At 41.0% G+C, this 22,203-nt stretch carries 21 protein-coding genes; 10 read left to right on the plus strand and 11 right to left on the minus strand.

Going from position 1 to position 22,203, the window contains the following annotated elements:
* Positions 1 to 12: 12 nt before the first annotated feature.
* On the minus strand, positions 13 to 249 hold the full coding sequence (locus tag PISS_RS12405; protein WP_024602364.1) for a YgjV family protein: 237 nt from the start codon (positions 247 to 249) through the stop codon (positions 13 to 15).
* A gap of 278 nt (positions 250 to 527) precedes the next feature.
* Here PISS_RS12405 and PISS_RS12410 point away from each other — a divergent pair, with 278 nt between their 5' ends.
* Positions 528 to 1,184: a Crp/Fnr family transcriptional regulator gene (locus PISS_RS12410; RefSeq protein ID WP_013465733.1), complete on the plus strand. Its 657-nt coding sequence runs from the start codon at positions 528 to 530 to the stop codon at positions 1,182 to 1,184.
* A gap of 248 nt (positions 1,185 to 1,432) precedes the next feature.
* Here PISS_RS12410 and PISS_RS12415 read toward each other — a convergent pair whose 3' ends face one another.
* Together PISS_RS12415 and pepB are read right to left on the minus strand one after the other, a co-directional pair.
* Entirely contained in the window at positions 1,433 to 1,999 is a 567-nt protein-coding gene (locus tag PISS_RS12415) for a phosphoribosyltransferase (protein ID WP_008111161.1), read from the minus strand.
* 175 nt (positions 2,000 to 2,174) lie between these two features.
* Positions 2,175 to 3,473: an aminopeptidase PepB gene (pepB, locus tag PISS_RS12420; RefSeq protein WP_028835718.1), complete on the minus strand. Its 1,299-nt coding sequence runs from the start codon at positions 3,471 to 3,473 to the stop codon at positions 2,175 to 2,177.
* A 269-nt stretch (positions 3,474 to 3,742) separates the two neighbouring features.
* Between pepB and sfsA the strand changes: the two genes are divergently transcribed.
* Positions 3,743 to 4,462, plus strand: a complete 720-nt coding sequence (gene sfsA, locus PISS_RS12425) for a DNA/RNA nuclease SfsA (protein ID WP_058155183.1) — start codon at positions 3,743 to 3,745, stop codon at positions 4,460 to 4,462.
* Positions 4,463 to 4,504: 42 nt separating this feature from the next.
* On the opposite strand, the gene PISS_RS12430 is transcribed toward sfsA, so the two are convergent.
* The gene (locus PISS_RS12430; RefSeq protein WP_058155184.1) at positions 4,505 to 7,054 is read right to left on the minus strand and encodes a penicillin acylase family protein; all 2,550 of its coding nucleotides are present in this window, start codon (positions 7,052 to 7,054) and stop codon (positions 4,505 to 4,507) included.
* Positions 7,055 to 7,198: 144 nt separating this feature from the next.
* Between PISS_RS12430 and PISS_RS12435 the strand changes: the two genes are divergently transcribed.
* The 8 genes from PISS_RS12435 (at position 7,199) to PISS_RS12470 (ending at position 13,794) form a co-directional block, all read left to right on the plus strand.
* On the plus strand, positions 7,199 to 8,182 hold the full coding sequence (locus tag PISS_RS12435) for a helix-turn-helix domain-containing protein (RefSeq protein ID WP_058155185.1): 984 nt from the start codon (positions 7,199 to 7,201) through the stop codon (positions 8,180 to 8,182).
* Between the two features lie 222 nt (positions 8,183 to 8,404).
* Positions 8,405 to 8,848, plus strand: a complete 444-nt coding sequence (dksA, locus tag PISS_RS12440; protein ID WP_013465738.1) for an RNA polymerase-binding protein DksA — start codon at positions 8,405 to 8,407, stop codon at positions 8,846 to 8,848.
* A gap of 13 nt (positions 8,849 to 8,861) precedes the next feature.
* Positions 8,862 to 9,758, plus strand: coding sequence for a tRNA glutamyl-Q(34) synthetase GluQRS (gluQRS, locus tag PISS_RS12445; protein WP_058155186.1), 897 nt, complete (start codon positions 8,862 to 8,864; stop codon positions 9,756 to 9,758).
* A gap of 305 nt (positions 9,759 to 10,063) precedes the next feature.
* Positions 10,064 to 11,362, plus strand: a complete 1,299-nt coding sequence (gene pcnB, locus PISS_RS12450) for a polynucleotide adenylyltransferase PcnB (protein ID WP_024602358.1) — start codon at positions 10,064 to 10,066, stop codon at positions 11,360 to 11,362.
* Between the two features lie 3 nt (positions 11,363 to 11,365).
* Positions 11,366 to 11,851 carry a 2-amino-4-hydroxy-6-hydroxymethyldihydropteridine diphosphokinase gene (folK, locus tag PISS_RS12455; RefSeq protein ID WP_016900471.1) on the plus strand — a complete coding sequence of 162 codons (486 nt, stop codon included), beginning with the start codon at positions 11,366 to 11,368 and terminating at the stop codon, positions 11,849 to 11,851.
* 30 nt (positions 11,852 to 11,881) lie between these two features.
* Positions 11,882 to 12,676: a 3-methyl-2-oxobutanoate hydroxymethyltransferase gene (gene panB / locus PISS_RS12460; RefSeq protein ID WP_058155187.1), complete on the plus strand. Its 795-nt coding sequence runs from the start codon at positions 11,882 to 11,884 to the stop codon at positions 12,674 to 12,676.
* Positions 12,676 to 13,524: a pantoate--beta-alanine ligase gene (panC, locus tag PISS_RS12465; protein ID WP_058155188.1), complete on the plus strand. Its 849-nt coding sequence runs from the start codon at positions 12,676 to 12,678 to the stop codon at positions 13,522 to 13,524. Before panB ends, panC begins: the two co-directional genes overlap by 1 nt.
* 30 nt (positions 13,525 to 13,554) lie before the next feature.
* Positions 13,555 to 13,794: a hypothetical protein gene (locus tag PISS_RS12470; RefSeq protein WP_013465744.1), complete on the plus strand. Its 240-nt coding sequence runs from the start codon at positions 13,555 to 13,557 to the stop codon at positions 13,792 to 13,794.
* Positions 13,795 to 13,862: 68 nt separating this feature from the next.
* On the opposite strand, the gene PISS_RS12475 is transcribed toward PISS_RS12470, so the two are convergent.
* From PISS_RS12475 to PISS_RS12505, 7 genes are all read right to left on the minus strand, one after another.
* Positions 13,863 to 14,831, minus strand: coding sequence for a PstS family phosphate ABC transporter substrate-binding protein (locus tag PISS_RS12475; protein WP_013465745.1), 969 nt, complete (start codon positions 14,829 to 14,831; stop codon positions 13,863 to 13,865).
* A 79-nt stretch (positions 14,832 to 14,910) separates the two neighbouring features.
* Positions 14,911 to 16,257 (minus strand): phosphate regulon sensor histidine kinase PhoR, encoded by a 1,347-nt coding sequence (gene phoR / locus PISS_RS12480; RefSeq protein WP_016900478.1) that lies wholly within the window; start codon positions 16,255 to 16,257, stop codon positions 14,911 to 14,913.
* A 93-nt stretch (positions 16,258 to 16,350) separates the two neighbouring features.
* Positions 16,351 to 17,040, minus strand: coding sequence for a phosphate regulon transcriptional regulator PhoB (phoB, locus tag PISS_RS12485; protein WP_013465747.1), 690 nt, complete (start codon positions 17,038 to 17,040; stop codon positions 16,351 to 16,353).
* A gap of 619 nt (positions 17,041 to 17,659) precedes the next feature.
* Complete coding sequence (fba, locus tag PISS_RS12490; protein WP_008111197.1) at positions 17,660 to 18,724, minus strand: class II fructose-bisphosphate aldolase; 1,065 nt, start codon at positions 18,722 to 18,724, stop codon at positions 17,660 to 17,662.
* 211 nt (positions 18,725 to 18,935) lie between these two features.
* Positions 18,936 to 20,111, minus strand: a complete 1,176-nt coding sequence (locus PISS_RS12495; protein WP_016900480.1) for a phosphoglycerate kinase — start codon at positions 20,109 to 20,111, stop codon at positions 18,936 to 18,938.
* A gap of 50 nt (positions 20,112 to 20,161) precedes the next feature.
* On the minus strand, positions 20,162 to 21,175 hold the full coding sequence (gene epd / locus PISS_RS12500; protein WP_016900482.1) for an erythrose-4-phosphate dehydrogenase: 1,014 nt from the start codon (positions 21,173 to 21,175) through the stop codon (positions 20,162 to 20,164).
* 183 nt (positions 21,176 to 21,358) lie between these two features.
* Positions 21,359 to 22,105, minus strand: a complete 747-nt coding sequence (locus PISS_RS12505) for an SIMPL domain-containing protein (protein WP_058155189.1) — start codon at positions 22,103 to 22,105, stop codon at positions 21,359 to 21,361.
* Positions 22,106 to 22,203: the final 98 nt, after the last annotated feature.

Raw genomic sequence — 22,203 nt, forward strand, 5'->3', positions numbered from 1 at the left:
GGTTAACTTGCGTTAACCCTTTTTTGTATCAACTTTTGACTGACGATATAGCTTAATAATGTGATAAATATTAACCAAAGCCAACAAGCCGTTGGTAAAAGCCACCGGCACTGAGCCTATAGCCGCACCGTAAAAAGTAAACGCAATACAGCCCAATAAATTAAACCAACGTAGTTTGGTTACATCAGTCATGGTTAATGATATGACTAATAAGACGGATGCTAAATAACCTAAATATTCCCAACTCAATTGTTCTCTCCTAGGCTTTAGGTTAGTATTACGCGTTAAATTTTAGTACATTATTAAGCTACGCTACGCAGTAGTTAAAATAAAAAAGCTAACTTACCAATAAAACCTTAAAATATACTGGTTAATACCACAATTTTTAATCATTACACGGAAGAATGAAGGTCATTTAACGCTATTAATTATCTTAACGGCGTGGGCAAGTTAGCATAAATTCTTAATCTTAATGCTATCGTCATTAAGGTGTAATAAATAGGACAATTGTCCGAAGAGCATGATTGATGTTTCAATACCATTTTTCCAGTTACCTTGTTGATCAACTGCTGACGTTTGCCGGCAGTAGTTTTCAGCAATCAAAAAAAGAAATATTAATACAGCAAGACCAACCGTTAACTAAGTTGGTGTTAGTGCGAAGTGGAACTGTATCGTTTAGTTACGATGTAGGTAATGGCAGGCGCCTGCTTCTTGGCCAACTCGACTGTAACAATACCCTAATTGGCGAAATTGAAGCACTTAATAATAACCCCTGCATTTACACGGTAACCTGCTTTAGTGATGTCACGTATAACTTGATTGAATTAAAACATTGGCGCGCATTATTGCTCGATAAACCCGAGCTAAGCTTATATACGGCGCAAACGATTGCGGCTAAGTTTCAAGAAAATCAAAAAATTAATTTAGATAAGCTGTTACTGCCGTTGAGCTACAATATTGCCAAAGACTGCTTATTACGTGCAGAGAATAACAATCCCACCTTGTTACGTGCTTACCCTACGGTAAATGCAGAAGCTGAGCGCTTTGCAACCACTGAGCGTGCATACAGGCGTGTAGTGAGTGAGTTAGTAGAGAAAAACTTAGTACAAAGAAGCACGCAAGGACTACAAGCTGTCGATATTCCTAAATTAAGTGACTATGTAGATAGCTTTGCACAGCTTTAAAGACAATAAAAAAGGCCATTAAGGCCTTTTTTATTAGGTAAAATAATGCTTAACCTGAACTCTGGTTAAGAGATTTATTAACATATTGATTATGGGTGATAGTTAGATTTATTTTCTCTAGCCAGAGATTTACAGTGAAAACAAGGCGAATTTTCGCGTCAATAGCTGGCCTATTGCAAGTAAATTCAACGCAGTTAGCGCTGAAAATAGCTGCTTGAGATAGATTTATTATCCAGAGGTCAGGTTACTTACTTTTCAAGTAAAATATCGTGGATTTTAGCTAAATCAGATTTACCTTCAATAATTTCATCCGGCGTTAAACCTGATAATTCATGCGGGAATACTAACCACTCTTCAGATTCATGAATGTAGTAATCAGGCACTGTATCAACTTTTGAGTTTTTTGGCTTGTAGTATGGACAAGCAATACGAATATCACGTGGTAAGTTTAAACGCATTAGCTCAGAGAGCTTCTCTTTTAACGCTACAATACTACGACCTGAGTCAAAAACATCGTCAACAATCAGTAAAGAGTCACCTGCATTTGCGTTTTCAACTATGTAGTGTAAACCATGTACTTTGATTTCTTTTGATTGCTTACCAATACCGTAATAAGACGAGGTACGAACCGCAATGTGATCCGTTTCTATGCCTTTGTAATCATAATATTCCTGAACCGCAATCCCAATTGGAGCACCACCGCGCCATATACCAATAATAAAATCTGGACGAAAGCCATCTTTATACACTTGTGCCGCTACGCGGAATGAATCTTCAAGTAATTGTTGAGCCGTGATATAGCACTTTTCTGACATAGTAAGGATCCCAGTGGTATGTATAATATTTGAGCGAGGTTTAAATAAAAATAGATGCCCAAACACGTAATGGCGAAGGATTTTACCGTAAATAAAACAAAATTGCTTGTTTGGCGGATAAAAAAATAGGCACCCTAAGGTACCTATTTTTTAACTAATGCGTAATCTCAGTAGATTATGCCTTTTCAAGTAGGGTACGTGCTACGGTGCGCATACCTTGTGTAGTTGCACCTGAAGCCCATTGACTTGTGCTACCACCCATATTAAATGCAGCAGCTAAATCGATGTGTACCCAGCCTTTGCCATCGTTTGGCACAAAGCGAGATAAGAAACCAGCGGCGTTAGATGCACCACCGAAACCACCGCCTTTTTGGGCGCGGCTATTTGCTGTATCCGCATACGGCGATGGGCAGTTTTGTTGATGCCACTTTTCAAGTGGTAATGGCCATGCGGCTTCCATTTCTTGTGACGCAAAGTCTTCCACTTCACGCACTAGCTCTTTATCAAGGGCAAACAATGCGTTGTACTCTTGACCAACAGCAACAAGGGCGGCACCAGTAAGGGTTGCCGCATCAATAATAAGTGGAGCGCCTGTCTCGCCTGCGGCCATTAAGCCATCAGCCAATACTAAACGCCCTTCAGCATCGGTATTTACAATTTCAACGGTTGTGCCATTTTTGTAAGTAAGAATGTCACCTAGTTTGTATGCATTACCCGAAATTAAGTTCTCTGCACAACATAAAAACAACTTAATACGCTTTTCTACGCCACGGCTAATTGCCAGTGCCAAACCTGCGGTTACCGTTGCTGCACCACCCATGTCGCACTTCATACCCAACATACCTTCGCTTGGTTTAATTGAGTAACCACCTGAGTCAAACGTAATACCTTTACCAACAAGTGCTGCGCTTACCGGTGCGTTCTCATCGCCAGTTGGGTTGTAATCAAGCTCAAGTAATACTGGCGGACGCTCACTACCACGGCCAACGGCATGAATACCAATCCACTGCTGTTCTAATAGCGCATCGCCTTTTATGATTTGATAGCTAACATGCTCTGGTGCAAGTGATTGAATAAATTCAGCGGCTTTTTCAGCTAAGCTTTCTGGGTAAATGTCATCGGCGGTGCCATTGATCATTTCGCGCGCCCACGTTGCCGATGCTTTTAAATCAGCGAGTTCTTTAAGATCAGATTGTGCGTTATCAACAAACTCAACACCGTTTAGTACTTTTGGTGATACAAAGCCTTGGTAAAAAGCCCATTGGCTCTCTGTGCACCATACATCACCTTCAAGAACAACATTTTTAATGCCTTGATTTGCAATTGTACGACCCGCTTTTTGCACATTTTTTAATGTTTCTTGCTCAGATAAATGAACCGTTGCGCCGTGTTCGTTAAAAGATAATGACGCACTTTCGCCCCAATGCCCTGGTGCCAACTGCTCGCTTAATTGAACAACAAATTTTTCACTCATGTTAGAATATCCTTGCACTTAAATGTGCGGTTGAGTTTACTATAGAGCGCTTAAGTTCCCAACTGCTTGAGGTGAATAACCTCAACCTGCCTGTAAACCTCAATTTCACTTACCCTAAACTCGGGTTAATAAGTTTGCTAACATATTGAGCTATAAAAATATTTAAGTTTATTATCTCTAGAAAAAATGAACTCAACGCAGTTAGCGCTAAAACAACTACTTGAAATAAACTTATTATCCAGCGCTCAGGTTACATAAGGAAGTCATAAATGAAGTACACCCCGCCATTACAATCTGCCACTTTATTAAAGCGTTACAAACGCTTTTTAGCTGATTTAGAGCTCAGTGATGGCACTACTTTTACCGCTCACTGTGCTAATACGGGTAAGATGACGGGCTGTGCCGATGCCGGTTTTACTGCCTTTTATTCCACCAGCAGTAATACCAAGCGAAAGTACCCGCAGTCATTAGAGCTGACGCAAAATAATGTATCACAGCTTATTTGTGTAAATACCGCTATCGCCAATAAAGTGGTCGAAGAAGCACTTAATAATGAGGTTATTGATGAGCTTACAGGCTATCAACACATACAAAGTGAAGTGAAGTATGGCAGTGAAAACAGCCGCATCGACTTTTTACTTACCCACAGCAGCAAAGCCAATTGCTATGTTGAAGTTAAATCAGTCACGCTGCTGAGCGAAGATCGTCCACAAAGTGGTCAAGGCTACTTCCCTGACACCCAAACTGTTCGTGGGCAAAAGCATATTCGTGAATTAATCGACATGGTAAAACAAGGGCATCGAGCGGTATTACTATTTGCAGTGCTGCACCAAGGCATCACACAAGTCAGTGCAGCAGCGCATATTGACCCAACCTATGCACAATTGCTTAGCGAGGCCATTGAGCAAGGCGTAGAAGTATTAGCTTATAAAGCACACATTTCAGCGAGTGAAGTTACTTTAATTGAAAAAGTGCCGTTTATTGACTAGGTAAACAGCGCGCCAGCATTCGTACTGGCGCTCAAAGTGTGCTTACTCTTTACTCATTGATAAATCCATTTCATTAATTAAATTTAGATTAATATCTGCATCTTTAAATAAGATGGGTCTTAATACTGGCGTATTTGAGTAAAAACGCGATTGATCATCAAAATGTTCTGAACTTGAGTCTGAACTTTGCGACATAGTCAGTAATCCTTTTGCCACAGGACCATCATCGGTAAAGTTCATCACAAACATCCAGCTCGATCCGTAATTAACAGGGTAACCACTGGCTGTTAAATTTGACGCTAACGGTTTACCTGTTATCGCATCATCCAATGTTTGATGATCGATATATGGGATCACCGTAGAAAATGAACGACTGCTACTGCGATCAAAACGATACACATTAAAGCCTCCTTCCACACTCATTGGCCCACTCCAAGGAAGTTGCTCGCCTGAAGCAATGCCGCCTGCTAGCGTTTTTTCAACAAATTGCAGCTCACCTAAAGTACTGTTTAATGCCATGCCATTGCTTTGTAAATTAAGCACTGCATGCGCTAATGCCGTTAACGCAGAGCCATCGGCAAGTAAGGTATTTGGCGTATTTGCAGGGTTGGTCACATCAAAATTATCATATAAGTATTCATCACCATTAAATAAGTGAGCAAACTCTCTGATTAACGCAGCACCTTGTGTATCAAGGTTCATAGCGCCATTCCAGTCCTCTAACACGGCGCAGGCAGCTGTTAGGTCAATACTTGCTCCATTAGTTAGTGTAACCGGTGTTGCGCCACGCGCTTTACACTGGGCAACTAAATCATCAAATACTAATTCACCTAAATAGATACGATTGCCTACTAGCGCATTTTCAAGTTCAGCCAAATCAAACTTACTGTCTTCACCGCCTCCCTCTTTTATGAGCTTCAAACCCATGCGGGTACGCAATGATAATGGCTGATGAACATCGCCATATTGCGCAGCAAAGCCCACAAGAGGTTGTTCAAGATTAGTAACCCAATAGCTGTCATTTGAGTTTTGTACGTAGTCAGTGCGACTTAGTTGGGGAGCTTGTTCAAAAGGCACAACGCCTTGCGGCTCAAATAACTTTAAGTTACCAGGTACTAAATCAAAGCCCGTCGACTCTCTAAGTGCAACCAATTCAGGTTGCAAACGAATTGCCATATTTGCGGTATCACTCAGTTTCAAAACGGTGCTGTCATCAACAAAAAAGACATTACCTTCTTTATCGCTGGCCATGGTGTTATTAAATGAAACGCCATCGTATTTAGCAAACGAGGCCTTCATCTCTTCTAAGCTGGTTGCTTGATTAATAGCTGACCACTGAGCAACCACATCCATATTAAATTCATTGGCATCTTTGATGGTAAATGCTTGGCTGTCGTTCCACCCTAAACCATTTGCGGCAGGTGTTTCAATCATTAAACCATGGTGGCTATAGTAAAACGGTTTGCTAAGTGTAATTGTGGTCCCTGGTGCCACAGTTACCTCAACGTTAATTGTTTTTGAAGTAATTTCATAATTATCACCTTCAACGCTGTAACCCATGCGATCATTTTCATTTAGTGCTAGCTGATAAATTAAAAAATGACGTGCTGTAGAAAAAGTATGGGTCCAAGCTATGTGCTCATTAAAACCAATATTGATCACTCCTGGCATCCCTTGCAAACTGCCCCCCATTACATTCATAGCGTTGGGAATGGTTAGGTGTGATTGCCAAAAGCGTAAATTGCCCTCATGAGGAAAATGAGGATTTGCTAATAGACCACCTTTACCATTGGCCATCATATCTTTACCAAGCCCCCAACCATTTGACCCTAAGTGATCAAATTTTTTCTCTAGCTTAAATTGCTTTGCTCGCTGATTAATATTGCCTACCATTGAAGACACAGCACTTGGCTGCTCTGACGTAGGTATTGGCAGATACTCATTCGCATCACCCGGGTTTGCTAAAAAAGCGAGCTCTAAAAAGTTAGCCGAGCTGGCTAGCTGCACTGTAGCCATAGAGTACGCCAACATATCTTGTGCTGTTAAACTGGTAACCCAAGGTGCAGAGGCACACTCCGGCGCTAAATTATCAACCCCCGTATCAGTAACGTATTTATTAAAGCCTTGCACAAACCCTTCAAAGTGCGCTCGGCTGTTCTCTTCTAATTGATCATAATTGGCTTGAGCATATTCATTCACACCCAAGGCTTTATAACCAAAGTCAGAAATTAAATGCGTTGAGTCGCCACTGCCTGGTACTTTATCTGGACCATAGTATTTCGAGCGTTCACCGCGCACTTTAATAATTTGATCCATCAATAGACACGCATGATCTTTAGCATAAGCATAACCACTACCAAACGCTAAGCTCTCTAAGTTATCAGCAGTGATATGCGGCACACCGAAGGTAGTCCAACGGATATTCGCATCAAGTTTATTATCGTCATCAAATGCAATTATTGGCGCGCTCGTCTCTGGAACGGGATCAGGCACCACGACAATTGGTGGTGCAACGTTATTGTCATTGTCTTCGCTACAACCAATTAAAAGTAGGCTACTGGCGATACAAAGTGAGAGTAAATGGGGCTTCATTGTGGTGTTCCTTGTCATTATTATTGTTTAACTTTACAACCATGCCGTAAATACTTATTAAAATCTTGACCTCAAACGCACAAAATTGACTTTGCGCGCCAGTTAGGGCAGCTTAAACTTTAACCGTCTAGAAAAGGATATTTTATGTATTTTGTAAGTAGCCAAATTATTCGTTCTTTAACTAGTTACTTAGCTTCTCAAGGTCTGAATAAAGAACACTTACTTAATAATATTACTCAAGGAGGGCAGCAACTTAATAACAGTCGCTATAAATACCCGCTTGCTGATTACGAACAGCTCATGGCCATTGGCGCAAAACACTTAAATAGGAACACAGTAGGATTAGAGTTTGGTCAAGCGCTTAATGCGCAAAACTGGGGATTACTTGGGCATATTGCTTTAGTGAGTGACTCTTTATTAAGCGCATTACAACATGCTTTAAAGCTGCATACCTTAGTTAGAAACATTGGCACTATTAGCCTACATCATCACCAACAACACAGCAGCCTAGAATGGCACCCCAAAACACCAGTCACACACTTCATGGCAGATGAGCTTTTTAGTAGCTGGCTTGCTTTTGCTCAACAATGTTGTGAATGGCAAGCCCCGTTGATGCTCAGCCAAATAAAATTAATGCGCCAACAACCGCCCATCAATGAAGTTAAACAGCATCAAAGTGTATTTAACTGTCCTATTGAGTTTAATAGCACAACAAATAGCATGATCTTTGATAGCCAATTACTACACTGCTCACTAAAAGGCGCTAATAACGAGCTAGAAACTTTATTAGCCGCACAGGCTATTAACTATAACCACGAAGCTCAGTATATTAGTCAGCTCAAAGCGCTAATAACACAACACCTGCCAGAGCGTTTAAGTGTTCAGCAAGCTGCTCAGGCATTAGCGCTATCAACTCGCAGCCTACAGCGTTACTTAAAACAACAACACACCAGCTACAGCAAAATTATTGACGAAATATGCAAACAACAAGCCCTTATATTACTAAAACAAGGACTCAGTTCGTTAAACATTGCCACTGCGCTGGGCTTTTCTGAACAAAGCGCTTTTCAGCGTGCTTTTAAACGCTGGTATTGTATTACGCCTAAAAAATACTTAACCGAAAAGTAAAAGATAAGTTGTTTTTATTATTTTTGCCCACATAACAACGCCAGTTTATAAACCGATACTGTAATAAAAAAGTATAAACACTGCTTTTGCTACTTTTATATGGGTAAACAGGGTTGAAGCTAATTCGATTATTTAAAAATAAATTTGCCTAGGGTATGAGTTTCTGTTATTTATACCGCCGGCTAATGCTGAGGCATTAAATTAAGGATTTAGGAGAGAGTTATGCCAGACCAAAAAAGACATGGTTTATTGGCTCAAGCCGGTTTAGAACCATACCAAGAAAAACCGGGTGAAGAGTACATGAATGAAGCACAACGTGCTCATTTTAAAACAATTTTAGAAACTTGGCGTAATGATTTACGGAACGAAGTTGATCGTACTAAGTCACACATGCAAGACGAAGCAGCTAACTTTCCTGATCCCGTTGACCGCGCAGCACAAGAAGAAGAGTTCTCATTAGAGCTTCGTACTCGTGACCGCGAACGCAAATTAATTAAGAAAATTGAAAAAACAATCAACTTAATTAAAGAAGACGAGTTTGGTTTTTGTGAGTCTTGTGGCATTGAAATTGGCATTCGTCGTTTAGAAGCACGTCCTACTGCTGATTTATGCGTAGACTGTAAAACACTTGCCGAAATTAAAGAAAAACAAGCTGGACGCGGCTAATTAAGTTATAGCCATGTCTTCTACAGCCGTTACCGCGCAAGTATCTGACTATCGCGGCCGATTTGCACCGTCTCCTTCGGGGCCGTTACATTTTGGCTCACTTGTGGCGGCTGTAGGTAGCTACCTAGATGCAAAAGTTAACCAAGGGAAATGGTTAGTACGCATTGAAGATATAGACACCACTCGCGTTGTTAAAGGCGCAGCCACCGATATCCTAAATACCTTAGACGCCTACTGCCTTAATTGGGATGAAAACGTTGTGTATCAAACACAGCGTCTTACTATTTATCAAGATGCAGTAAACTCACTGTCAAAACAACACCTTATTTATGCCTGCCAATGCTCTCGTAAGCAAATAAAAGCGCTAGGTGGAATTTATCAAGGGCAATGTAAACATAGCCAACTCAGTGAACAGGGTCATGCCCTTCGCTTAACTCAATGCCATGCAACCGTGACTTATAACGACCTTATTCAGGGGCGTATTGACGTTGACCCTGCTCTGGCCCATGAAGATTACATTATAAAACGTAGCGACGGTTTATTTGCCTATCAACTAGTGGTGGTCATTGATGACATTGTGCAAGGGATCAATCGAATTGTACGAGGCGCTGATCTACTTGAACCTACCGCCCGTCAAATAAGTCTCTTTAAGCAACTTAATAACCCTATTCCAGAATTTGCTCATTTACCTTTAGCGGTAGCAAAACCCGGATTTAAACTCTCTAAACAAAATTACGCCCCCGCTATTTGCAAACAAAATCCCAAACCGACTTTGATAGCGGTATTTAACTTTTTAGGTTTGCCAACTCACGACCAACTTATGGATTTAACCACAGAGCAATTACTTGCTTGGGGCGTGGCACATTTTAACTTAAGCCGCGTTCCCACTACGCGTGAAATACAGATTTAACGCTCTTTCGCGGATTGGGTATAACAAATTCAAATAAAATCGTTAAAAATGGCTTAATTTCAGCACTGCAACTTAATTTTTCCACCTTGCTGGTATATGATAGCCGCCTAAATATATGCTAATTACATAAAACAGTAAGTACAGCTCTATGAGAAGGTACTTGTTGTCATTTTGATTGCAATGGCGAGTCAATCAACCGCTTCTCTAGGAGACAGACTATTATTTCCAAGCTTTTTCAATTTTGTCGACAAATTATCGGCCCGAATGCCAGTGCCGAAGATGTCGCAATCAGCAGTGAACCGTTGGTGATCCCTCGAGGTGAGCATGGTATTTCTCGCAAACAATTTAGCCCAAATGCAATCAAAGTACTCTATCGCCTAAAAGATGGTGGCTATGATGCCTACTTAGTTGGTGGTTGCATTCGCGATGTATTGTTAGGTCAACAACCCAAAGATTTTGATGTTGTAACCAATGCAACCCCTGAGCAAGTTAAAAAACTGTTTCGTAACTGCCGTTTAATTGGCCGCCGCTTTCGTTTGGCGCACATTGTTTTTGGCCGTGAGATTATTGAAGTGGCCACCATGCGCGGCCATCACGAAGCACAAGAAGATAAAAATCAAATTAGCCAGTCAAGTGAACATGGGCAGCTACTTCGCGACAACGTATTTGGCAGCATTGAAGAAGATGCCGAGCGTCGTGATTTTTCAATCAATGCCTTATATTACTCAATCAATGATTTTTGTATTTATGATTACGCCAATGGTTTAGCGGCCATAAAGGCAAAACAAATTGAGTTAATTGGCGACCCTGAAACACGCTATCGTGAAGACCCCGTTCGTATGCTTCGTGCAGTGCGCTTTGCTACTAAACTCGATATGCAAATAGCACCTGCAAGCGAAAAGCCAATAACCGCTCTAGCTAGCTTGCTTGATAACATTCCACCGGCACGTTTGTTTGAAGAAATACTCAAGCTGTTTTTAAACGGCAAAGCACAACAAAACTTTTTAATGCTGCGCAAATACGGGTTATTTAAATCGTTGTTCCCAGAACTTGACCGCATTTTGGATAAAAACCCAGGCGGGCTTGAAGAAACTTTCATCAAGCAAATGTTTGCAAACACTGACATCCGCATTAATGCAGAGAAAAAAGTCACCCCTGCGTTTGTATTTGCAGCGTTACTGTGGTTTCCATTGGTTGAACGTACTGAAAAAATTCGACGTCAAGAACAACTCTCTGAATACGATGCCTTTGCCCAAGCAATTAATAAAGTACTTAGTGAGAACGCTCAGCATATTGCAGTGCCAAAACGCTTTACGTTAGGCGCCCGTGATATTTGGCATATTCAACAACGTTTAGACAAACGTGCAGGCCAACGTGCCTATCGCTTAACACAGCAGCCTCGTTTTAAAGCCGCTTATGACTTTTTACTACTGCGTGTTGATGCCGGTGAAACTGAGCATACAGAGCTTGCACAGTGGTGGACACAGTACTTGAGTCAAGATATTAATGGCCAAAAAGAAATGGTGCGAGAGCTAGGTCATCAAGGTGGACCAAAACCACGTAAGCGTCCTCGTCGGCGCACCACTAAAAAACCAGCTGAGTAAATAATGCAACGTGTCTATTTAGGCTTAGGTGCCAACCTTAATACACCTAAAAAACAACTTGATGATGCTGTTGTTGCACTTAAAAACTTGCCTAACAGCGAGTTTATCGCTTGCTCACATTATTATGCGAGCAAGCCTATGGGGCCACAAGATCAACCCGATTATGTGAACGCGGTTGCCTGTATCAATACCTCGCTACAGCCAGAGCAGTTACTTGATTTAACGCAAGCCATAGAGCTGGAGCATGGTCGAGTCAGAAAAGCTGAGCGTTGGGGCGCACGCACACTGGATATTGATATTTTATTATTTGGTGAGCAGGTTATAAATACTAAACGTTTAACGGTGCCTCATTACGGGTTAAACGAGAGAGAATTTGTTGTTTACCCGCTGCAAGAAATTGCACCCGAACTTATTTTACCAAGCGGCGCATCTATCAAACAGATAGCAAATAACCTACCGCTTAACGACTTACAACAATTACCGCTGTAATTAACTAAGACCACTGTCTGCGAGAATATTATGTCTAAAATAACCGTTTCAACTTTGAATAAAATGAAGGCTGAAAGTAATAAAATCACTGCGTTAACAGCTTATGATGCCAGTTTTGCTAAGTTATTTCATGAGAATGGCGTTGAAGTTGTTTTAGTCGGTGATTCTTTGGGTATGGTATTACAAGGTGGCGATGACACACTCGCTGTAACAAACCAAGAAATTGCGTACCATACTCGCTGTGTTCGCGCTGGAAGCCGTGACCTATTTGTTATTGCTGACCTACCGTTTATGACCTACGCAAATCCAAATGATGCGTGTAAAAATGCCGCAGAACTCATGCGCGCAGGTGCTAATATGGTCAAGCTTGAAGGCGGTGAATGGCTACATGACAGCATTAAATCACTTACTCAGCAAGGTATTCCGGTGTGTGGGCATTTAGGGCTTACGCCGCAATCTGTGCACGTATTTGGTGGTTTTAAAATTCAAGGCCGTGAAGAAGCACAAGCACAAAAAATTATTGCCGATGCAAAAGCATTAGAGGCAGCCGGTGCTCAACTACTCGTGCTTGAGTGTATTCCAAGTGCCTTAGCAAAACGTATTACTGACTCATTAAGCATTCCGACTATAGGGATTGGTGCGGGCAATGTAACCGATGGCCAAATTTTGGTTATGCACGATTTAGTCGGTATTTCTGCAGGCTACATTCCTAAATTTTCAAAAAACTTTTTACTCGAAACAGGCAACATGCCTGCCGCTGTTAAAAAGTATTGTAACGATGTTAAAAGCGGTGTATTCCCAAGCGCTGAACACGAGTTTAAATAATGCAGTCAATCACTGAAATTAAATCATTACGCAGTCAAATAAGAGCTTGGCGCCAAGCGGGTTTAAGTGTTGCACTAGTACCTACTATGGGTAACCTGCACCGCGGTCACTTTTCGTTGGTAGAAAAAGCAAAAACACTGGCCGACAAAGTCGTTGTTAGTATTTTTGTTAACCCGATGCAATTTGGTGCTAACGAAGATCTAGACAATTATCCGCGTACCTTAGAAGCCGATAAACAAGGTTTAGCCGATCTTGAAACGGATATTTTGTTTATCCCCAGTGTAGAGGCTATTTACCCAAATGGCTTAGGGGTGCAAAGTTTTGTTGATGTACCAGGTATTTCGATGGGCTATTGCGGTGGCTCACGTCCTGGTCATTTTAAAGGTGTAGCAACAGTTGTCACTAAACTGTTTAACTTAGTCCAACCTGATTACGCCTGCTTTGGTGAAAAAGACTTTCAGCAGCTGCAAGTTGTTAAAACAATGGCCCGTGATTTGTCGATACCAGTAGAAATTATTGGTGTGCCAACGATGCGTGAAGTTAGCGGCCTTGCCATGAGCTCACGCAATGGGTATTTATCAAGTGATGAAAAGCAAACCGCTACGATTTTATTCAACACTTTAAATCACTGTGCGCAGCAACTAAAAAGCGGAAATAAAGCGTTTGCTACTCTTGAAGCTGATGCTAAAGCGACTTTAGAAAGCGCAGGGCTAAAACCAGATTATTTTTCGATAGCTCAACGAGATACATTAAAAGCTGCTACACTCGAAGATACACGATTTGTTATTTTAGCTGCCGCCTTTTTAGGAAGTGTTAGATTAATCGACAATATACAGGTTGAAGTTTAATACTGGTGTAGCCTCACTTTAAGGATAAGTATGAAAACTTTTATTAAAACCACTCTAGTGGCTTTTTCTTTTGCAGCATTGGCAGGGTGCCAAAGCCAAGCAGGTAATCCAGCACTTAATCAATGCGCTCAGCAAAGTTATCAATGCGAAACCAGCTGTGAACAACAAACAACCACCGACAGCCTTAAGTCACAGGTTTGCTCATCTAAATGCATCGAAGCGTATAATCAATGCAAAGTACAAGCTGAAAACTTAAGTAAAGCTGACTAATATCAATCGGCATAAATAGTAAACCAAAAAAAACCGCTCATTTGAGCGGTTTTTTAATTATTAGCGGTTTATTTTAAGCCTAACTTTTTCAACTCAACTTCAACTAGCTTTGCAGAAAGTGGCACATAACCATCTTTTTCTACAATTTTTTGACCTTCTTGCGAAAGTACCATCTTTAAAAACTCAGCTTCAACTGGGCCAAGTGGCTTATTTGGGTGTTTATTTACATAAACATATAAGAAACGTGATAGTGGGTATTTACCTTGTGCTACGTTTTCAAGCGTGGCATCTACAAAGTTAGTACCTTTTTTAGATAACGGAACAGTGCGTACACCCGATGTTTTATAACCAATGCCAGAATAACCAATGGCATTTAGTGATGCTGAAATTGACTGTACAACAGAAGCTGAGCCCGGTTGCTCGTTCACGTTATTACGAAAATCGCCTTTACATAAGGCTTTCTTTTTAAAGTAACCGTAAGTCCCTGATACTGAGTTACGTCCATATAATTGCACGTCTTTTGCAGCCCAATCACCTTCTAGACCAACATCACTCCAGCGGTTTACTTGCTCTGGTGCGCCACATTTACGTGTTGATGAGAAAATAGCATCGATTTGGTCAATACGCAGCCCTTCAATTGGGTTATCTTTATGAACAAATACCGCCAATGCATCAATTGCTACACGTACTTGTGTTGGCTTATAGCCATAGCGCTTTTCAAATGCTTCAATTTCTTTCGACTTCATAGCACGGCTCATTGGACCTAAATTTGCCGTACCTTCTGTTAATGCTGGTGGCGCAGTAGACGAACCTGCCGCTTGAATTTGAATATTTACATTTGGGTAAATACGCTTATATTCTTCAGCCCAAAAGGTCATCATGTTGGCTAACGTATCAGACCCTACCGATGAAAAGTTACCTGATACACCGCTAATTTTTTGATACTCAGGCATACCGTCTTCTAATGCTACTGCTTGCGCAGATACAAATGTTGTAACAGCCACACCCATTGCGGCAACTAAGTTTTTAAATTTCATTTTGGGGTTCTCCAGTTTGTTCGTCCCATTTCCTAACTGCGGTTCACTCTAAAGTGAGTACATGACAATGGTGTGACTCTTAAATGACACTTTTATGACTAGCAGTATTACTCGTCACTAATGGCGAAATAGAGATCAGCCTATCGCTTGAAAACGCAAAAGAAAAACAGGAGCCTTTACCCAGTTCACTGTTAATTTTTAATTGGCTACCATGGCGAGTAAGTACATGTTTAGTAATTGCTAAGCCTAATCCTGAGCCACCTGTGGTGCGGCTTCTGGCTTTATCGACCCGATAAAAACGCTCAGTTAAGCGATTTATATGCTCTGGTGCAATACCATCACCATTATCGGTAACACTAAAACATGCCTGTTCATTGTTGCGCTGCCAACACACCTCAATTTTACCACCTGGCTTAGTATAATGAATGGCATTAAATACTAAGTTTGAAAACGCACTTCTGAGCTCATCCTCAGCACCGGTAATATCAAGTGACGCATCAATATTAAAAATAAGTTGATGGCCTTTATCTTGATTTATAGACTGTGCCTCAGTTTCAATCAGTTTTAGCAATTGCGGTACCTTTACTGCCTTATCATTACTGTGGCGTTTTGCGCCTTCAATACGTGATAAAGAAAGTAACTGATTCACTAAACTATCCATGCGTTTACATTGCTCTAGCATGGTAGTTTGTGCTTTATTCCACATTGCAGGCGGAGGGAGCGAATCACTGTCGAGCATTTCAAGGTAGCCGGTAACAACCGTTAAAGGGGTTCTGAGCTCATGAGACACATTAGCAACAAAGTCTTTACGCATCTGCTCAAGCTGCTTTAAACGGGTGACATCGCGTACTACCACCAATAACTGAGTGTTAGCATAAGGCATCACCCTAAATTCAAGAACTTGCTCAACACTGTGGCCACTTTCAAGCTCCAGTGCATCACTAAACTCTTTACGGCGCATATATTTAGCAAATTTAGGATCGCGAATGAGGTTATCTAAACGCTGACCATGATCAACCGGCCATTGTAACCCTAACACTTTGAGTGCAAGTTGATTACACCACACAATTGATAAATCGTTTTGCAATACAACAACAGCATCAGGCACCGCCTCAGCACCGTCACGAAAACGGCGTATCAGCTCTGCCAGTTCGTTACGCTTTTTACGATTACGATGTTGCAGCTGATAGATGCCTTCAAATACTTGCTCCCACGACCCTTCACCTTCTGGTGGGTTAAAACTGCGCTGGTTATGCAGCCAATCACTTAACCGATAAAGTTGATGGTAATGCCACATAAGTAGCGAAAAAGCGCCCAAAAACAACATCAAAAATGGGGCACCAATAAGCACCCCAATTAAAAGTAAAGGTATAAAATAGACAAACAGCCGCTTTGTTAGCGCCTGCTTGTTAATAACTCGATACATACACGCTCTTTACCTTATAAACGCTAGCAGACAAGTTGACTGAACTAGGTTAATAGATTGCTACTTAACTAAGTAAGCTTAATTGTAAGCACACTATAGTTTACTCGAAAAGCGATAACCAGCTCCGCGTACCGTTTGTACTAAGCGGTCATGTCCAAGCGTAGCAATCGCTTTACGCAAGCGACGAATATGAACATCTACGGTTCTGTCTTCAACATACACATTCGTTCCCCATACATGATCAAGCAGTTGCTCACGGCTGTAAACACGCTCTGGATGGGTCATAAAAAAGTGTAACAGTCTAAATTCGGTTGGCCCCATATCAAGCTCACTGCCCCCTGAGGTAACACGATGCGAAATAGGGTCCAAGCGCAGGCCATGCACTTCAATTGCTTCTTCTAAAGAGGTAGGTGCTACTCGGCGAATAACCGCTTTAATACGCGCCATTAACTCTTTAGGTGAAAACGGCTTAGTAACGTAATCATCAGCGCCCACTTCTAAACCGCGTATTTTGTCTTCTTCTTCACCGCGAGCAGTCAGCATAATGATAGGGATTTGGCGTGTGTGTTCATTTTGTTTGAATTTTTTAGCAATTTGAATTCCACTACCACCAGGTAGCATCCAATCGAGTAACACCATATCTGGATAAGGTTCAACCATTGCGGCTATTGCAGAATCATAATCTTCTGCCTCAATGGCTTGAAAGCCATTTTGTTCTAAAACAAAAACCAACATTTCCCTGATAGGTGCTTCGTCATCAACGACTAATACTTTACGTGACATTCCAATTTATCTCTTAGGCTATTGAGTAGGTTTCATTATTATGACTAAGTATGACATTTTTATTAAAGTGTAACGTCTAAATTAAAATGAGACTAAAAAAAACACAAAATAGTAACAAAAAATTGAATATGTCATATTTTTATCATCTTGAGCAGTAAATAAAAAAGTGGTTTGCAGTAAAGTGAGTCGTTATTAAAGGCATTATTTATGATATTAACTTGGGATCATCAAATTACTAACTAGCAGCTATTTTTAGGCTTAATAATAAAAGTCGGCACCTATTTAGATCAGGTTTATTAAGATCTTAAATACAAGGATCAGAGTTTTATCAAGCAGATCCCTTTTCGGATCACTATTTTACCCACTAACAAAGCTAAACCAATGATTTACTGTGTGATTTTTATCCATTAATTATGATGTTCGACACTTAAAAGTACAAAATGCGTCACTTTAAGCCCTTCACTTAGTAAAGTAATGATCCCAGATAAGGTTAGTTAGTAATCGAGTGATCCCAGATTTATCGGTAAGTAAAATACTGATCTCTTACAGATCAAAAAAGCCAGTGCGTAAGCAACTGGCTTTTTATAATGAGTGCGAGAGTATCGCCGTTATTGGCTCATTATTTTATTTTTGGGTTTAACTCACCGCTTAAGTATTTAAGGTGCATTTCATCCAATGAAATTGGCTTAATTTTACTTGCTTGACCCGCAGTACCAAACGCTTCGTAACGGGCGATACAAATATCAGTCATCGCTTGTGTTGCAGCGGCTAAAAACTTACGTGGGTCGAAGTTAGACGGGTTCATTGCTAAATGACGACGGATTGCACCGGTAGACGCTAAACGTAAGTCAGTATCAATGTTTACCTTACGCACACCGTATTTAATACCTTCAACAATTTGCTCAACTGGCACACCGTATGTTTCAGGAATTTCGCCACCGTATTGGTTAATCACTTCTAACCACTCTTGTGGTACAGAAGACGAGCCATGCATTACTAAGTGCGTGTTTGGAATACGCGCATGAATTTCTTTAATACGATCAATTGCTAAAATGTCGTCGGTTGGTGGACGCGTAAATTTGTAGGCACCGTGTGATGTACCACAGGCAATAGCCAGCGCATCAACATGGGTTTTATTTACAAAATCAGCTGCTTCTTCTGGATTCGTTAGCATTTGCTCTGTGGTAAGTTTACCCTCAGCGCCAACGCCGTCTTCTTCACCCGCTTCACCGGTTTCAAGTGAACCTAATACACCTAGCTCACCCTCAACTGAAACACCACATGCGTGTGCCATTTCAACTGTTTTACGTGTTACATCAACGTTGTAATCGTAGCTTGACGGAGTTTTACCATCGCTCATTAACGAGCCATCCATCATTACTGATGAAAAACCTAACTGAATTGAACGCTGACATACACCCGGTGATGTACCGTGATCCTGATGCATAACCACGGGGATATGTGGCCATTCTTCAACTGCCGCTAAAATCATATGACGAATAAAAGGTGCACCGGCATACGCACGTGCGCCCGCAGAACCTTGCACAATAACAGGGCTGTTTGTTTTATCAGCCGCTTCCATAATTGCGCGCATTTGCTCTTGGTTATTTACATTAAACGCGGGTACACCGTAACCATGCTCAGCGGCATGATCCAGAAGTTGTCGCATACTGATTAAAGCCATTGGGTATTCTCCAATTTATCGATAGTCATTAAACTATCTAGTTTGAACGGATTTGTTAGTTTGGTGCAATAACTGCACCTCGAACCTTAAAGCTCAATGCCTAAAATTCGAATTAAATAACTAATAAATAAAAGTGAGAGGTATTTATCAGTTAAGTGTAGCAGATGCGGACACTCCACATCTGCCTAACGGCTAGCTAATACTTTACGTATTACTTAGCACGTGATTCTAACATCACTACTGCTGGCAGTTTTTTACCTTCTAAAAACTCTAAGAAAGCACCACCACCGGTAGAAATATACGAAACTTTGTCACTAATGCCGTACTTGTCAATTGCTGCTAAAGTGTCACCACCGCCTGCAATTGAAAACGCTTTTGAATCAGCAATTGCTTGGGCAATAGCACGTGTACCATTACCGAACTGATCAAATTCAAAAACACCGACTGGGCCATTCCATACAACGGTGCCCGCATTAGCAATAATTTTTGCAAGTTTGTTTGCTGTATCAGGGCCAATATCAAAAATCATATCGTCGCTGGTAACTTCGCTTACATCTTTAAGTGTTGCTACAGCTGATTCTGAGAATTCATTACCCACGACGACATCAGTCGGTACTGGAATTTCACCATTGTTAGCTTTTGCTGCTGCACATAAGCGATTAGCTTCGTCCATTAAGTCAGCCTCAAAAAGTGACTTACCTACAGGGTAACCTGCAGCTGCAATAAAGGTATTAGCAATACCGCCACCCGTAACAAGCTGGTCAACAATTTTAGATAACGAATCAAGTACAGTTAACTTAGTTGACACTTTAGAGCCACCCACAATCGCCACGAGCGGGCGTGCTGGGTTATCAAGTGCTTTGCCTAGCGCTTCAAGTTCAGCCGATAATAATGGACCGGCACACGCTACATCAGCAAATAAACCTACACCATGCGTTGATGCTTGTGCGCGATGCGCAGTACCAAAAGCATCCATTACGTACACGTCACATAATGCAGCGAGTTGCTTTGATAAGGTTTCGTCGTCTTTTTTCTCGCCTTTATTAAAACGCACGTTTTCAAAAACAACGACTTCGTTATCTGCAACATCAACGCCGTTTAGGTAATCTTTTTCTAGGCGAACTGTTTGCTCAAGTGCATCATTTAAGTAATCGACAACCGGAGCCAATGAAAACTCTTCTTCGTATTGCCCTTCCGTAGGACGGCCAAGGTGTGACATAACCATCACTTTCGCGCCTTTCTCTAACGCTAGTTTGATAGTAGGTAACGCAGCACGAATACGTGCATCTGACGTCACTTTTCCTGCTTTAACGGGTACATTTAAATCTTCACGAATTAATACGCGTTTGCCGTTTAAATCTAAATCTGCCATTTTAATGACCGACATGAACATCTCCTTAGTTAACGATACTGAACCTGAAAAATACGTTTTAAATATTACTTAAATGCCATCATAGCACGCGCGGTATCGAGCATGCGATTCGCAAACCCCCACTCGTTATCACACCAAACTAATAACTTTATCAGTCGTTTATGACTAACACGTGTCTGTGTGCCATCTATGATACAAGAATGTGGGTCATGGTTAAAATCAACCGATACCAACGGCTCTTCGGTGTAACTTAAAATACCTTCAAGGCGGTCTTTAGCTTGTGCTTTAAGGGCATTATTAACCGCACTTAAATCTACATCTGCATTAACCGTGACACTTAAATCCATCGCCGTCACATTAATGGTCGGTACACGGACCGCAATGGCCTCAAAGCGACCTTTAAATTTAGGTAAAATACGGTCTATACCACGGGCTAATTTTGTATCTACAGGAATAATAGACTGGCTGGCGGCACGCGTACGGCGTAAATCATGATGATACGCATCAATCACTTGCTGATCGTTCATTGACGCATGAATGGTCGTAATAGCACCTGATTCAATGCCAAAGGCATCATCGAGTACTTTAATAACAGGAACAACGCAGTTGGTGGTACACGAGCCATTAGAGACAATAGTATGCTCGCTTTTAAGCTCATCGTCATTAATACCGTAAACAATAGTGGCATCAACATCATTATCCGCAGGATGTGAAAACAGCACCTTTTTTGCACCCGCAGTCAAATGTAACTGTGCATGCTCACGTGAGTGGTAAACCCCCGTACATTCAAGCACCACGTCAACATCTAACGTTTGCCACGGTAATTCAACTGGATTTTGTTCACAAAATAACGCAATGGTGTCATCAGCAACGCTGATAGTGTCTTCACCTAGTTTAACTGGAAAAGCAAAACGACCATGAGAGGTGTCGTATTTTAATAAATGGGCAATAGCTTCAGGGTCGGCTAGTTCGTTAATTGCAACAATTTTGATCTCGTCGCTTAAGCCTGATTCGTATAGTGCACGGACAATATTTCGACCAATACGACCAAAACCATTAATTGCAAGTTTGATTGCCATGAAATATAAAATCCACTCTAGTTACGTACAGAGAAAGGCAGCGTCGCCTTTTAGATGGCGGTATTGTAATCGACCTTGCCTGTGATTATAAGAGCCAAGCATTAGAAACTTTAAATTAACGTCATAATCAACACACACTGCACTTTTACTTTTAGCCCTGCTAGTGGGTATTTGCACTGTTTGCTATTTTAGTTTTAAATCAAACACCACCTTTATTGATGCTTTAACGCTTATTGTTGCGCCTAAATATTGCTGCTGCATAAATGGATTCTCGTTATTACTAGCAACCATACTATTTCTGTGGCTAGATAAAATAATGTGCTTAACACCGCCCGCGTCATAATCGTAATCTGAGCTGCTGGAATTTGCACTGATACTGTAAACGTTGCCAAGTTCAGCGCCAAAAGCTTGAGCGAGCTTATTTCCCTTCGCTTTTGCGTTATCGATTGCTAATTGTGTTGCCTCTGCCTCTAACTGATTAACTTTAGAGGATAAACCATTAATTTTTTCGATATTGTCTATTTTTAAGCTTTGAGCAAAATTAATAAATTCATCGACTTTTTTAATATCTTTTAATGTGACTTTAACTGTTTTCAGGGCTAAATACTTATCGCCTGAAACAGTCCCAGATTCTGTACCAATCATAGTGTATAACTTGCTTTTTAAACCAGATATATAAACATCGTCTTGGCCAAAACCGTATTTGTCTGATTGTTCAAGTAGCAAGCTAATCCGGCCATCAAGCTCACGTTTAGCCTCAAGTAATGTATCTTCAGTGCTTTTTACTTCAAATATAATTTGAGCCATATCAGGCTCAACAAATACCTCAGCTGACCCCTGCACTGAAATATGACGATTAGCTGGCACGCTTGAATTAGCAAAAGTAATAAGAGGGAATAAGGTAATAAAAATAGCGATGATAAGTTTCATATTCGTTCCTTGAATTCATAATAAATCACACGTTCCCATAATTATACAAATAAAAACAAAAGTAAACTGCCTCATTAACCAAGTATTTATGCATTCTT

Origin of the sequence: Pseudoalteromonas issachenkonii, from assembly GCF_002310795.1 — a bacterium.
GTDB classification, from domain to species: Bacteria; Pseudomonadota; Gammaproteobacteria; order Enterobacterales; family Alteromonadaceae; genus Pseudoalteromonas; species Pseudoalteromonas tetraodonis.